At 63.4% G+C, this 14,042-nt stretch carries 15 protein-coding genes; 2 read left to right on the top strand and 13 right to left on the bottom strand.

Going from position 1 to position 14,042, the window contains the following annotated elements:
• The first annotated feature begins 86 nt into the window (after window positions 1-86).
• Together P3R82_RS28990 and P3R82_RS28985 are read left to right on the top strand one after the other, a co-directional pair.
• Window positions 87-530 carry a hypothetical protein gene (locus tag P3R82_RS28990; RefSeq protein ID WP_283196258.1) on the top strand — a complete coding sequence of 148 codons (444 nt, stop codon included), beginning with the start codon at window positions 87-89 and terminating at the stop codon, window positions 528-530.
• Window positions 531-665: 135 nt separating this feature from the next.
• A complete protein-coding gene (locus P3R82_RS28985; RefSeq protein WP_283196257.1) occupies window positions 666-857 on the top strand; it encodes a YegP family protein in 192 nt (63 codons plus the stop codon).
• 148 nt (window positions 858-1,005) lie between these two features.
• Here P3R82_RS28985 and P3R82_RS28980 read toward each other — a convergent pair whose 3' ends face one another.
• The 13 genes from P3R82_RS28980 to P3R82_RS28920 form a co-directional block, all read right to left on the bottom strand.
• Complete coding sequence (locus tag P3R82_RS28980; RefSeq protein ID WP_283196256.1) at window positions 1,006-2,037, bottom strand: peptidoglycan -binding protein; 1,032 nt, start codon at window positions 2,035-2,037, stop codon at window positions 1,006-1,008.
• Between the two features lie 3 nt (window positions 2,038-2,040).
• A complete protein-coding gene (locus tag P3R82_RS28975; RefSeq protein ID WP_283196255.1) occupies window positions 2,041-3,132 on the bottom strand; it encodes a flagellar motor protein MotA in 1,092 nt (363 codons plus the stop codon).
• A gap of 100 nt (window positions 3,133-3,232) precedes the next feature.
• Entirely contained in the window at window positions 3,233-4,033 is an 801-nt protein-coding gene (locus P3R82_RS28970; protein ID WP_113235219.1) for an inositol monophosphatase family protein, read from the bottom strand.
• Window positions 4,034-4,240: 207 nt separating this feature from the next.
• Entirely contained in the window at window positions 4,241-5,335 is a 1,095-nt protein-coding gene (locus P3R82_RS28965) for a chemotaxis response regulator protein-glutamate methylesterase (RefSeq protein WP_183900430.1), read from the bottom strand.
• A 12-nt stretch (window positions 5,336-5,347) separates the two neighbouring features.
• Window positions 5,348-6,202, bottom strand: coding sequence for a CheR family methyltransferase (locus tag P3R82_RS28960; RefSeq protein ID WP_283196254.1), 855 nt, complete (start codon window positions 6,200-6,202; stop codon window positions 5,348-5,350).
• A gap of 26 nt (window positions 6,203-6,228) precedes the next feature.
• Window positions 6,229-6,705 (bottom strand): chemotaxis protein CheW, encoded by a 477-nt coding sequence (locus P3R82_RS28955; RefSeq protein ID WP_183900428.1) that lies wholly within the window; start codon window positions 6,703-6,705, stop codon window positions 6,229-6,231.
• Between the two features lies 1 nt (window position 6,706).
• Entirely contained in the window at window positions 6,707-8,515 is a 1,809-nt protein-coding gene (locus tag P3R82_RS28950) for a methyl-accepting chemotaxis protein (RefSeq protein ID WP_283196253.1), read from the bottom strand.
• Between the two features lie 183 nt (window positions 8,516-8,698).
• Entirely contained in the window at window positions 8,699-8,893 is a 195-nt protein-coding gene (locus tag P3R82_RS28945; protein ID WP_283196252.1) for a hypothetical protein, read from the bottom strand.
• 43 nt (window positions 8,894-8,936) lie between these two features.
• Complete coding sequence (locus P3R82_RS28940) at window positions 8,937-10,628, bottom strand: methyl-accepting chemotaxis protein (RefSeq protein WP_283196251.1); 1,692 nt, start codon at window positions 10,626-10,628, stop codon at window positions 8,937-8,939.
• A 30-nt stretch (window positions 10,629-10,658) separates the two neighbouring features.
• Entirely contained in the window at window positions 10,659-11,159 is a 501-nt protein-coding gene (locus P3R82_RS28935; RefSeq protein ID WP_183900425.1) for a chemotaxis protein CheW, read from the bottom strand.
• Window positions 11,156-13,219 (bottom strand): chemotaxis protein CheA, encoded by a 2,064-nt coding sequence (locus tag P3R82_RS28930; protein WP_283196250.1) that lies wholly within the window; start codon window positions 13,217-13,219, stop codon window positions 11,156-11,158. Before P3R82_RS28930 ends, P3R82_RS28935 begins: the two co-directional genes overlap by 4 nt.
• Window positions 13,216-13,584, bottom strand: a complete 369-nt coding sequence (locus tag P3R82_RS28925; RefSeq protein WP_018899699.1) for a response regulator — start codon at window positions 13,582-13,584, stop codon at window positions 13,216-13,218. The genes P3R82_RS28930 and P3R82_RS28925 overlap by 4 nt, the downstream gene beginning before the upstream one ends.
• Complete coding sequence (locus tag P3R82_RS28920) at window positions 13,581-13,910, bottom strand: STAS domain-containing protein (RefSeq protein WP_283196249.1); 330 nt, start codon at window positions 13,908-13,910, stop codon at window positions 13,581-13,583. The genes P3R82_RS28925 and P3R82_RS28920 overlap by 4 nt, the downstream gene beginning before the upstream one ends.
• Window positions 13,911-14,042 lie beyond the last annotated feature (132 nt).

Genomic DNA, 14,042 nt, shown 5'->3' with positions numbered 1-14,042 from the left:
CTTTGCGAGCATATTGACAATATACACCAATAGATTACATTCGGACATCGTTGAAACCGTCCGTTCTCATGGTGGGATATCGTCAGATGAGTTCGATCCGCTTTTCCGAAATACTGGTGATCGTCGTCGCCTTCGGCGTCATCATATCGATGATGCTGTGCTATCGCTCGTTGCGTGATGCCAAGAGCTGGTCGCTCACCGACGCGCTCTCGGAAGAGGTGCCGCTGACCAAGACCGATGCGGATGGAAACCCTGTCGATGCCGTCGGCAAGCCATTGCCTCCCGGTCAGGCGCCGATCACCGTGACTTTGATGAAAGCAAGCTCCAGCCGCTTCATCGCCATGATCGGAACGGTGGCGATCCTCATGCTCTATGTCGGCTTCGGGCTTGCCTGCCTTCGCCGCTTCGCCGATGGCGAGAATATTCCCGACATGTCCAAGGGCTCGAGCTTCTTCTATTCCGGCATCGTGCTTTTCGCCCCCTATATCGTCAACAAATTCTCGTCGGCATTTTCATTTTTCAAGCCGTGACCCAACGGGCCGGCGACCGGCAAGCGGCGCGGCGAGATCGAAAGCCCGCCCAAACATCTCGATGGAATAATTGGATTTTTTGTTTTAGGCTGCGCTTGCAGATGTAAACAACATCCTGATTCCGGGAGACAATCGATGTATAAGTTCGAAGTTTATAAGGACAAGGCAGGCGAATTTCGTTTCCGTTTCAAGGCATCGAACGGCGAGTCGATGTTCGGCTCCGAAGGCTACAAGGCCAAGGCGTCGGCGCTGAACGCCATCGAATCCATCAAGAAGAACGCTCCCGGCGCCGTCATCGACGACACCACCAAGGCGGCAGACGCCTGACACATCAAAGGCGGCACCCCAGGGCGCCGCCGTTTTTGCGATGCTGGCCATGAATGGTGCGGGATGCCGCGGTGGATGCGCCAGCGCAAACTCCAACTCCCCTCATCCCTGTGCTCGTCACAGGAATGAGGGAGGGTAAGCCACCCCGTCACTTCTCCGTCAGCTTCAGCTCGATCCGTCGGTTGGTCGCGCGCGCTTCCGGCGTATCGCCAGGCGTGATCGGCTGATATTCGCCGAAGCCGGCCGCCACCAGCCTGTCCGCCGGCACGCCCTGCGCGATCAGGAACTTGACCACCGAGATGGCGCGTGCCGAAGACAGCTGCCAGTTGTCGGCGAAGCGGCCGGTGCCGGCGAGCGGCACGTTGTCGGTATGGCCGTCGACGCGCAGCACCCAGTTGATCTCGGGCGGAATTTCCTTGGCGACGTCGAGCAGCGCGGTCGCAAGCTTGGCCATCTCCGTCTGCCCTTCGGGATTGAGATCGGTGCCGCCGGAGGGGAACAGCACTTCCGACTGGAACACGAAACGGTCGCCGACGATGCGGATGTTCTCGCGGTCCGACAGGATCTCGCGCAGCCGGCCGAAGAAGTCCGAGCGGTAGCGGTTGAGTTCCTGCACGCGCGCGGCAAGCGCCACGTTGAGACGGCGGCCGAGATCGGCAATCTTGGTCTGCGACTGCTGGTCCTTCTGCTCGGAAGCCTGCAGCGCCGATTCGACCGCCGCGATCTGGTTGCGCAGTGCCGCGATCTGCTGGTTCAGCAGCTCGACCTGGCTCATCGCACGGTCGCTCATCTCCTTCTGCTCGTCGAGTTCCTTGGTCAGCGAGCCGATCCGCTGCTGCGCGGCGTCCTGGCCGCCGGAGCCAGCCGAAAGCAGCGCCTGCAGCCGCGAGCGCTCGCCCTCGGCGTTGGCCAGCGACGCCTGCAGGTTGGCGACGCTGTCCTCCAGATCCTGCTTGCTGCCCTTTTCGAGCGCGAGCAGCTGCGTCAGCTCGTTGATCTGGCTGTTCAACCGGCTCATCACTTCGTCGCGGCCGGATATCTCGCGGCTGAGAATGAACTGTCCGACGACGAACACCGTCAGCAGGAACATCACCGCGATCAAAAGCGTCGATAGCGCGTCGACGAAGCCGGGCCAGTAGTCGACCGTGCGTTCGCGGCGACGGTTGCGGGCAAGAGCCATGGCTTACTTGCCCTCGCTCTTTTCGGTCTGCGGCATGCGCGGGCGCTCGGCGTGCTTTTCCTGCGCGCCGATCCGCTCGGCCAGCCGGTCGAGCGTGCGGCGCATGGCCTTCGCCTCGTCCTGCTGCGCCTCGATCCAGTCGCGCAGCATCTGCTGCTCGTTGCGCATGTTCTTGACCAGCCCCTGGATGCCCTCGGCGAGATTGGCCATGGCCGCGACCGAGCGCTGGCTGCCGCCGCCCTCTTCCGAGACCTTCTGCATGTATTCCGACAGCGCGCGGATCTCTTCGGGCGAAACGCCGCCCTTGGTGTCGATCACGGGTGCCGCGAGATCGGAGCCGACATCGGTCACCGACGACAGCCAGTTTTCCAGCTCCGTATAGAAACGGTTCTGCGCGCGACCGGCCTGCAGGTCGAGAAAGCCGAGGATGAGCGAGCCCGAGAGACCGAGCAGCGACGACGAGAACGCCTGCCCCATGCCCGAAAGCGGCTGCGACAGCCCCTCCTTCAGCGCGGTCAGAACATCGGAAGACCCGCTGGTGCCGGCATCGAGAGACTGGATGACTGAGCTGATCGAGCCGATCGTGCCGATGAGGCCCCAGAAAGTGCCGAGCAGGCCGAGGAAGACCAGCAGGCCGATGAGATAGCGCGAAACGTCGCGGGATTCGTCGAGGCGGTTGGCGATCGAATCGAGGATGGAGCGGAAAGCCGTGGTCGAGATGCCGCTCGCCGACGCATTTCGGCTGCCGATCAGCGTGCGCATCGGCGCCAGCAGCTTCGGGTTGCGGTTCACCTTGTCGGCGCTACCCGCGGCGCGGAACGAATTGAACCAGCGCACCTCGGGCCTGAGCGACAGCACATGGCTGAACACAAGAATGACGCCTATGCCGAGAACGCCGAGAATGAGGCCATTCAGCCCCGGATTGTGCATGAAGGCCGTCTGCGCCTGCCTGAACAGGATGGACACGATGAACCCGACGATGACGAGGAACAGCACCATCGTCCACAGAAAGGGCATCGGGCTGGATAGCTTATAGGTATAATTTCCCGTGGTTTTTTCGGTCGAGCCGAACTCCGCCACACTCACATTTTCCATAGATTCCGCAGCCTCCGGCTTCATCACAGCCGGAGACTAGATCATCATTGTGCCGAATTGAAGTATGCCGAACGAAAAAGCCTGTCTTTATAACAAAGACTTACCGGCTGGGCACCGGGCGTTTGGCAACCTCCATCAGCGCCTTCTGGATGTACTCGTTGCCAGCCACGACGCTACCGGTCTCGAGAATCGAGTTGCCGCCATCCCAATCGCTGACATAGCCGCCGGCTTCGCGGATGAGCAGGATGCCGGCCGCGATATCCCAGGCCGAAAGGCCGGTTTCCCAGAAGCCGTCGAAACGGCCGGCCGCGACGTAAGCGAGGTCGAGCGAGGCCGAGCCCATGCGGCGCACACCGGCGACTTCGCCCATGACGTGCCTGAGTTCGACGAGGAACTTGCCGTGGTTGCCACGGCCGAGATGCGGAACGCCGCAGGCGACAACCGAATCCGACAGCACGCGGCGCGCGCCGACGCGAAGGCGGCGATCGTTGAGGAAGGCGCCGCCGCCACGCTCGGTGGTGTAGAGTTCGTCCGTCGCCGGATTGAAGATGACGCCGGCGACGATCTCGTTGTTGCGCTCGAGGGCGATCGAGACCGCGAACATCGGAATGCCGTGCAGGAAGTTGGTGGTGCCGTCGAGCGGATCGACGATCCAGCGATGCGCGCCGTCGGTACCCTTGATCTCTTCGCCTTCCTCGCCGAGGAAGCCATAGGTCGGGCGTGCCTTCAGCAGCTCTTCGCGCACGATCTTCTCGGCCTTGCGGTCGGCCGACGAGACGAAATCGCCCGGTCCCTTGACCGAAACCTGCAGGTTCTGCACTTCGCCGAAATCACGCCCCAGCGATTTTCCTGCCTTGAGGGCAGCCTGAACCATGACATTGAGAAGAGCTGAACGGGCCATGTGGGCGGTTTTCCTTGGGCTAAATAGATGCGCGTTGTCAGGGCGGGGATGGTCCCTGATCGCCGGTAGAAGCTGCGCTTTATAAGATTGGCGGCTTCAAGACCACAAAATCGGGGAAATTTCAAGAGCGCCGCCAAACGTCGGCCTGATCGTTCGCCGGGCAACGGTCGACACCGCGGTCGCGGATATCAGGCGAACGCCCTCGCCTCAGAACTTCTGCTGCGTGATCAGGACCTCGCGGGCGATCTGCTCGAGCGGCAGGATGCGGTCCACGCCGCCCTTGGCGATCGCCTCCTTCGGCATGCCGAACACGACGGAGGTCGCTTCGTCCTGCGCCACCGTGTAGGCGCCGGCCTGGTGCATCTCCAGCATGCCTCTTGCGCCATCGTCGCCCATGCCGGTCATGATGATGCCCATGGCGTTGGACCCTGCCGAGCGCGCCGCCGAGCGGAACAGCACATCGACCGAAGGCCGGTGGCGCGAGACCAGCGGTCCGCTCTTGACAGCCACGTGATAGCGCGCGCCGCGCCGCTCGAGCAGCATGTGGCTGTCGCCGGGCGCGATCAGCACATGGCCGCGCAGCACGGGGTCGCCATCGACGGCCTCCTTGACCTCGACCTCGCACAGGCTGTTCAGCCGTTTGGCGAAAGCGGCGGTGAATTTCTCCGGCATGTGCTGGACGATGACGATGCCAGGCGCATTGGCCGGCAGCGCCTCCAGAAACTCGCGCAGCGCCTCCGTTCCACCGGTCGACGCGCCGACGCAGACCACCATCTCGGTCGTCTTCGCCATCGCCTTGCCCGTCGGCGGCGGCAGCATTGCATCCGCCGTCAGCTTCTGCGCCGGCATCGGCGCGCCGGGCCGCAGGCTGTTGACGTTACGCCGGACGTTACCGAGACGCGCATGCGAAGCGCTCTTCACCGCCTCGCGAATGCGGACCGCATCGTCGGCCAACCCGTCGGCGGCGCCGATCTTCGATTTCAGGATCACGTCGACGGCGCCGGCCTCCAGCGCCTGCATCAGCGTTTCCGACCCCGCCTCCGTCAGCGACGAGCACATGACGACGGGGATCGGCCGCTGCGACATCAGCTTGCGCAGGAAGGTGATGCCATCCATGCGCGGCATCTCGACATCGAGCGTGATGACATCGGGAATCTCTTCCTGGATCTTCTTCGCCGCCATGAAGGGATCGGTCGCCACCCCCATGATCTCGATATCCGGATCTTCCTGCAGCACGCGAACGAGCGTCTGGCGAACGCTTGCGGAATCGTCGATGACGAGAACGCGGATCTTCTTGCCCATATGCTCTTTGACCTAGATGCGCTGGAACACGGTGTTGGAAACCTGCTTCAGGGGCAGGTCGATACCGGTGATGGATTCGGAGTGGCCGATGAACATGTAGCCGCCAGGCGAAAGCCGCGCGCACAGACGCTTCAACACGCCCGATTGCGTCGGCTTATCGAAGTAGATCAGCACGTTGCGGCAGAAGATCATGTGCATCCCCTCGCCCACGGGATAGTTCTCGTCCATCAGGTTCATGCGGGCGAAACCGACGCGGCTGCGCAGCTCGGCCGAGATCCTGACCTCGCGGCGGTTCTGCTGCTTGGCGACCATCACGTATTTTCGCTGCAGTTCGCGCGGCACGGGATGCACCATGTCCTCGGCATAGATGCCGCGCCGCGCCGTGGCCAGCACGTCGGTGCTGAGATCGGTCGCGAGGATGCTGTAGTTGAGGTCGCGCCGGTCGGCGACGAACTCTTCGAGCACCATGGCCATCGTATAGGGCTCGGCCCCTGTGGAGCAGGCCGAGCTCCAGGTGCGGATCGTGCGGACGCCGCTCGACACGAGCGCCGGAAGCGCCACCTGCTGCATGTACTCGAAGTGGCGCGCCTCGCGGAAGAAGTCGGTCTTGTTGGTCGTCACCGCGTCGATCAGATAGACCGTCTCCTGCTCCAGCCCGTCGTCGTGAAACAGGAAGTCGCAATAGTCGTCGAAGGTCGCGTGCTGCGTCGCCCGCAGCCGGCGGCGGAGCCGGCCCTCGAGCATCGTCAGCTTCGTCGGCGGCATCTTGATGCCACTGTAATCATAGATGAATCGCGCAAGCTTCTCGAAATTCCGCTTGCTGATCCTGTCGCCCACCATCGGGGCCTCAACGGCAGCCATTCTCATAAATCAAAATACTCCAGCGTGTCCGCTCAGGCGGCCGATTGCAGGACGGAGGCGTCCTCGCGCGACAGAAGCCGCGCGAGATCGACGATGACGACGAAGCCGGTTTCCCGGCGCACGACGCCGGAAATGTAGTCCGAGCGCCAGCGCACGCCGATGTCAGGCGCCGCCTCGATCTGGTCCTGGCGGAACGGCGTGACCTCGAAGACCCGATCGGCGACGAGGCCGAGCGTGAGCACACGGCTCTCCATCGGGATATCGAGGACCAGAACCCGCGTGTGCGACGTTGGAACCGTCTTCGACATGCCGAGCTTCAGCCTGAGATCGATGGTCGGGACGCCCTGGCCGCGCACGTCGCGCAGGCCAAGGAGATAGTCGGGACCATTGGGGATCTTGAAGGCCTCGGCATAGTCGAGGATCTCGCGGACCACCTCCACAGGCACGGCGAAGATTTCCTCGCCGAGGCTGAAGGTGACGAACTGCGCTTCCTGGGAGGTGGTTGCCATATTATGCGCTTTCCTTGAAATCGGCGTCGCCGTCATCGGGTCCGCCCATGGCCATGTCGAGTGCGAAGCCCTTGGCGCGCGCCTGCTGCGCCGAGACCGAATTGGCCGCCGGCTTGGATGCGGGCTTGCGTGCGGCAACGGGTGCCGGGCTGCGAACGCTGATGCGCGCGGCGGGCTTGCGGGCCTCGCGGCTGCCGGCCATGTCGACCTTGAAGAAGGCGATCGAGGTCTGCAGTTCTTCCGCCTGGCTAGCCAGTTCTTCGGATGTCGCCGACATCTCTTCCGATGCGCCGGCGTTCTGCTGCGTCACCTTGTCGAGCTGCTGGATCGCTTCGTTGATCTGCGAGGCGCCGATGTCCTGCTCGCGGCATGCCGCGCTGATTTCGGAGACCAGTTCCGCCGTCTTGCGGATATCGGGAACCAGGCGGCCGAGCATGTCGCCGGCCTCGCTGGCGGCCTTGACGGTATCACCAGACATGGCGCTGATTTCAGCCGCTGCCGACTGGCTGCGTTCGGCAAGCTTGCGGACTTCCGAAGCCACGACCGCGAAGCCCTTGCCATGCTCGCCGGCACGCGCTGCCTCAACGGCGGCGTTCAGCGCGAGAAGGTCGGTCTGGCGAGCGATTTCCTGAACGATGCTGATCTTCTCGGCGATCGTGCGCATGGCGTCGACGGCGCGCGTCACGGCATCGCCGCTGGCTTCCGCATCCTTCGCGGACTGGCGAGCGATCTTCTCGGTCTGCGCTGCGTTATCGGCGTTCTGCTTGATGTTGGCGGCCATCTCTTCCATCGAGGCCGAGGCTTCTTCGGCCGATGCCGCCTGTTCGGTGGCGCCCTGCGACACCTGCTCGGAGCTCGCCGACAGCTCCTGGCTGCCAGCCGAGACGTTCTCGGCGGCCGCGATCGCATCGGCGACGACGCCGCGCAGACGCTCGACCATCTGCTCCAGCGCCATGCCGAGCGTGTCCTTGTCCGACAGCGGCTTCGGCGCGACGGTCAGGTCGCCGTTCGAAATCTGCGTGGCGATGTTCGCCGTGTTGCGCAGGTTCGCGGTCATGACGTTCAGCGTATCGACCAGATCCTTGATTTCGTCATTGGTCTTGACGAGAACGTCCTGGTCGAGATCGCCGATGGCGACCGCGTTGACGGCGGCCTTCGCCTTGTTGAGACCGGCGCTGATCCCCAGAGCGATCCACAGAGCCGCCGCAACGGCGATCAGCAGGGCGATGGCGGCAACCGCGAAGATGAAGTTGCGGGTTGTCGCGTACTGCGTGTTGGTATCCTCGTCCGCCTGCTGCATCGCGGTGCGGCTTGCATCGATGCGGACCTGTACCTGCGCTTCGATCTCGTCGACGATCGCACGGCCCTCGCCGGTCGCCAGACGAACGGCCTCGCTGCCATTGCCGTCGCGGGCAAGCTGGCGGACACGGTCGTCGAGCGAATAGAGCTTCTGCTCCAGATCACCCACGTCCTGCCAGGATTTCTTGCCGGCCTCGGTGGTGATGTTGGCCAGCAACCACTGGCGGGTCTCGGAGAACTGCTTGCGGTTGCTGTCGCTGGCCTCGATGTACTTGGCGACGTCCTCGGGCGTCGTCGCGGTCGCCATGTTCATCTGCGCGCGAACGATGCGAAGCTGGAAGTTGCCGAGATTCTGCGCCTGCTCGAGACGCTTGGCCGGTCCGGCGATGACATCGCTGATCGCGGTATTGAGGTTGGAGAGGCTGTAGATGCCGTAGCCGGCCGTAGCCAGAAGCAAGACGATCATCAGGCCAAAGGCGATGGCCAGTTTCGATTTGATGGTGAACCGCATTTCTTCATGTCCTTGAAATCGCAGTATTAAAGACGCCGCCATTAGGGGAAATGGTGGCATGACAGGCGCAGGAAGACTGTACATCCACCCTTCTGCGATCTCCGGAGTCCGGATATTTCAACCGACGTATTCACACGTCGGGTTGTCGCTCCGGGCTGAACGCCCGAGGCGACGAAACGTAAATCAGGCGCTTTCGAGGAAATCGTCGTCACCGGCGTCCGGGCCACCCATCGACAGGTCGAGAGCGAAACCCTTGGCGCGTGCCTGCTGGGCCGAGACCGAGCGGGCACTGAAATTCTTGTTAAAAGTGGGAGCTTTCATCCGCTCATGGCCGGCTGCTGTCGCGCGCCGCGCCTCCAACGATCCATTCGTTGGCATGCGATTATCGTGGCCGGCCAACCGGCCACGACATGGTCATCGATCACGCGCTTTCGCGGAAATCGTCGTCGCTGGCATCCGGGCCGCCCATCGACATGTCGAGGGCAAAGCCCTTGGCGCGCGCCTGCTGGGCGGCGACGGAACGGGTGGCGACATTCTTGTTGCTGACGACGGCGGGCCGTGCGGCCGGAGCCTTGGCGGCTGGCTTGGTCGCGGGCTTCTTGAAGCCGGCCTTGCTGCCGGTGGTATCGACCTTGAAGAAGGCGATCGAGGCCTGCAGTTCCTCCGCCTGGGCGGCGAGCTCTTCCGATGTCGCCGACATCTGCTCGGAGGCGCCGGCGTTCTGCTGCGTCACCTTGTCGAGCTGCTGGATCGCTTCGTTGATCTGGGCGGCGCCGATATCCTGCTCGCGGCAGGCCGCACTGATCTCGGAAACCAGTTCGGCGGTCTTGCGGATATCGGGAACCAGGCGGCCAAGCATGTCGCCGGCGTTGCTGGCGGCCTTGACGGTATCACCAGACATGGCGCTGATCTCGGCGGCTGCCGACTGGCTGCGTTCGGCGAGCTTGCGGACTTCCGAAGCAACGACCGCGAAGCCCTTGCCATGCTCGCCGGCACGCGCTGCCTCGACGGCGGCGTTGAGGGCGAGAAGGTCCGTCTGGCGCGCGATCTCCTGCACGATGACGATCTTGTCGGCGATGGTGCGCATGGCCTCAACCGCACGGCTGACGGCGGCGCCGCTCTCTTCCGCGTCCTTGGCGGACTGACGCGCGATCTTCTCGGTCTGCGCCGCGTTGTCGGCGTTCTGCTTGATGTTGGCGGCCATCTCTTCCATCGAAGCCGAGGCTTCCTCGGCCGATGCCGCCTGTTCGCTCGCACCCTGCGACACCTGCTCGGAGCTGGCGGACAGCTCCTGGCTGCCGGCGGAGACGTTTTCCGAAGCCGAAAGCGCATCGCCGACGACGCCACGCAAGCGCTCGATCATCAGGTTGACGTTACCGAGCATTTCACCGATCTCGTCACGATTGGTGATCTCGGCCATCTTCGTGAGATCGCCTTCGGCGACTTCGCGCACCACCATGTTGGCGCGGCTCAGACCCTTGGAGATGGTGCTGGCGATCCAGAAGGCGGTGATGGCGGCGAAAACAAGCGCTGCGGCGACCGCGACGATCATCGTCGTGCGCGTTGCGACATAGCTTGCCTCGGCTTCGTCGTCGGCGGTGCTCATGCGCTGCTTTTCGAGCGTCAGGATTTCCGCGAGCGCGGCATCGATCTCGTTGGCGGCGGTACGCGCCGTGGTCACGGAAATGTTGTTGGCCGCCTCCATGTTGCCCGCTTTCACGAATGTGCGGATCTGGTCGTCGGCCTGGAAGAAGGCCTTCGAGAGCTCGGAGACCTGTTCCCAGCGCGGACGGCCCTGTTCCGTGGCGATCTGCAGCACGGATGCCAGCGACTGCGCGAATTCCTTGCGTCCGGCATCACCCTTGGCGATGGAGCCGTCCACTTCGGCGGCATTCGTCGCCATCAGCAGGTTCTTCTGCTGGCGGATGGCTTCCAGCTGGCCGATATTGATGCTCTGCGCCAGTTCCAGCCGCGCCGCCGGCCCGGTCAACACGGCGGAGATGGTGTTGTTCAGGCCGCTGAGGCTGATGATCGAATAGGTCGATGTGCCCAGTAGCATGAGGATGATGAAGGCAAACGCCGACACCAGTTTCGTCTTGATCGTCAATCGCATCTTGTAACCCCTTACCCTCGATGACGCTGCCTAAACGGCGGTCGGTGTCTCGTGTCGTGAAGAAAACAGTGCCTGCAGATTTGGCAGGATGATGAACTCGCCCCCGCGCTTCACCAGGCAGTCGATGTAGTCGGCGCGCCAGCGCATGCCGACGCTCGGTGGCGGTTCGCTGGCTGCCCGCGCCAGCGTCGTCACCTCGTTGACCTTGTCGGTGCGCAGGCCGACCAGCGTCGCCTCGCCATCGAGATCGATCTCGATGACGATGATGCGGCTGTCGATCGTCGCTTCCGTGCCGTCCATGCCGAAGGCCAGGCGAAGGTCGGCCAGCGGAATGACCTTGCCGCGGAAATTGATGACGCTGGCGACGAAGGGCTGCGCCCCCGGCACCGCCGTCTCCGGCAAGAGGTCCAGGATTTCCTGGACGATCACCGCCTCCAGCGCGAAGGTCTCGCCGTTCATGTCGAAGGTCAGGACCTCGACCTCGTCGGCATAGTTCCAATGATGGTCTATCTTCTCGGCTGCCGCGCTCATCCTGCCACCCGCATCTGTGTTTCCTGTTGCTGACCGGCGGCCACGAGATGGCCGACGTCGAGAATGAGGGCGACGCTGCCGTCGCCGAGAATGGTGGCGCCCGAGAAGGTGGACACGTCGTTGTGCAGCTTCGACATCGACTTGATGACCGTCTGGTGATCGCCGATGATCTGGTCGACCACCAGGCCGACACGCTCCGTGCCGGTGGAGATGACCACGACCTTCTGGTGCACGTCGGGCTTGGTGCCGGTGCGGAAGAGATCGCGCAGTCTCAGGAACGGCACGAGGCTGTCACGCAGCGAGATGAAGCTGCGGCCACGCGAACGCAGGTCCTCTTCCAGCGACAGCTCCAGGCATTCCTCGACGGCCGAGAGCGGAATGACGTAGCTGCCATTGCCGACGCGCACGAGCAGGCCGTCGATGATCGCAAGCGTCAGCGGAATACGCAGCGACACTTCCGAGCCCTGGCCATTGAGGCTGGTGATGTCGATCGCGCCACGCAGCGCCTCGACCGTCTTCTTGACCACATCCATCCCGACGCCACGGCCGGAGAGATTGGTGATTGCCGCGGCCGTCGAAAAACCCGGCGCGAAGATCAGCTGCAGTAGTTCGGAATCGGTCAGCGGCTGGCCCGGCGCGATGAGGCCAGAGGATTCCGCCTTGGCGCGCACCCGCTCGCGGTTGATGCCGCGGCCGTCGTCCTTGATCGAGATGATCACCTCGCCGCCCGCCTGCCGCGCCGACAGCGTCACCGTGCCGGCTTCGCTCTTGCCCGCCGCCAGACGCTCGGCCGGCGTTTCCAGCCCGTGGTCGATCGAATTGCGCACCAGATGCACCAGCGGATCGGCGAGACGCTCGATCACGGTCTTGTCGACCTCGGTGCTTTCGCCCTCGGTTACTAGCTCGATCACCTTGCCCGTTTCGCGGGCGAGATCGTGGACGAGACGGCGGAAGCGCGAAAACAGCGTCGCCACCGGCACCATGCGGAGCACCATCATCGTGTCGCGCAGTTCGCCCGACAGGCGCTCGATTTCTTCCGACACCGACCGCAGCGCGATATCGGCGCTGGCGCTGGCCAGCTGGCTGAGGCGCGACTGGGCGATGACGAGCTCGCCGACGCGGTCCATCAGTTCGTCGAGGCGCTCGGCCGGAACGCGAACGTTTTCGGCGGCCTTCGCCTGCCGCTGGTCGGCCTGGGCCGCACTCTCGCGCTTCGCGGGCACGGCGTCGACCGGCTTGAATTCCGGCGCCGCGGCGACGGGAGCAGGCGCGGCGACGACAGGCTCGGCCTTCACCTCTACTACGGCAGCGACCGGTTCAGCCTTGGTTTCCTGGGCCACCGGACCGGCGATCTCCTCGACCTCGAGCTCCATGTCGTCCATGACGAAGATGAACACGTCGTCGATCGCCGAGCGTTCCTGCGTGCTGGTCAGGGTGACGTCCCAGGTGACGTAGAGATCCGTCGGAACGAGCTCTTCGAGCGGCGGAATGGCAGAAAGATTGGCCTTGACGCTGCATTCGCCGAGATCGCGCAACTCGTCGAGCAGGCCGAGCGGATTGGTGCCGTTCGCCATCGAATTCGCCGGAAGGCTGAAGCGGATGCGCCATGTGGTGGTCTTGGCGGCAGCGGCGGCGGGAACGGCCACCGGAGCCGGCTGAGCGGCGGACACCGCGGCGCCACCCGAGGTCTCGCCGACCGCGGCCTGCAACTGGGCAAGCAACAGTTGGCCCGTATCGCCGTGATCGGCGTCCGGCCGATCGACCAGCGCGCGCATGTGATCCTGAGCGGCAAGCACGGCGGCGACGAGTTCGGCCGTCGCCGGCACCTCGCCCTTGCGAACCCGGTCGAACGCCGTTTCGCAATGATGCGTGAAGGCGGCCAGCGCATCGAAGCCGAACATCGAGCCCGAGCCCTTCAGCGTGTGAAGGCCACGGAAGACGGCATCGACGACGTCCTTGTCGTCGAGCTTGTGCGTCAGGTCGAGAAGACCCGCCTCGATGGCTTCGAGGCATTCGGCCGCCTCGGTGCGAAAGACCGCTACAGGATCGAGAGAGCTCATCTGCCGAGCACCTTCCTGGCGATCTTGACCAGGTTTTCCGGGTCGAACGGCTTGGTCAGCCAGCCGGTGGCGCCGGCGGCCTTGGCGCGGGCCTTGAGGTCGGCGTCGGATTCGGTGGTGAGGAAGATGATCGGCACGCCGGTATGCTCAGGCAGCTTGCGCAGCTCCTCGATCATCGTCAGGCCGTCCATGACGGGCATGTTGAGATCGGTGATGATCAGGTCGTAATTGCCGGCCTTGGCAGCCGCCAGGCCCTGAGCGCCATCGGCCGCCTCGCTGACGGTGTAGCCGGCATTGGTGAGCGTGACCTTGGTCGTCAGCCGGATGCTCGCGGAATCGTCGACGGTAAGAATGTTGGCGCTCATGGCTTTACCTCTTCATGCAACCAGAATTTTGTATCTTCGCCGTTGAAGGCTTCCACGAAGCCGGCACGCTCCAGCACTTTCAGGACCTGGCCGCGGGCCGGAGCCGCGAGTGCGAGCGCTTTGTCGTTGCTATCGGCATGCCGACGAACAGCTTCGATCAGCTGCACAAAACTCAAATCGGCTTCAGCTTTTTCGGGAATATCGAGAACAACGGAGCTGTTGTTCTTAAATAAAGACACAATTCTTGAGAATATATCCGATATATTCCTGATGTTCAGGGATTCAGGCAGGGACATAGACTCGGGGTACTGTTCACGCACACTCACTTCGGCCTCCTAGGGCGGAGAAATACTTTTTCAACCCGCTGAGGAATCTCACGACACACTTAACAACGCGTAAAGTTAGGTTGCAATGAAATACAATTGGGACGAGTCTCGACTCCCCGAATTATCACCCGG

The sequence above is a fragment of the Rhizobium sp. AN80A genome (assembly GCF_030053015.1).
GTDB lineage: Bacteria > Pseudomonadota > Alphaproteobacteria > Rhizobiales > Rhizobiaceae > Rhizobium > Rhizobium metallidurans.
The sequence above is the reverse complement of the archived record's forward strand: the minus strand, read 5'-3'. Positions and strand labels throughout refer to the sequence as shown.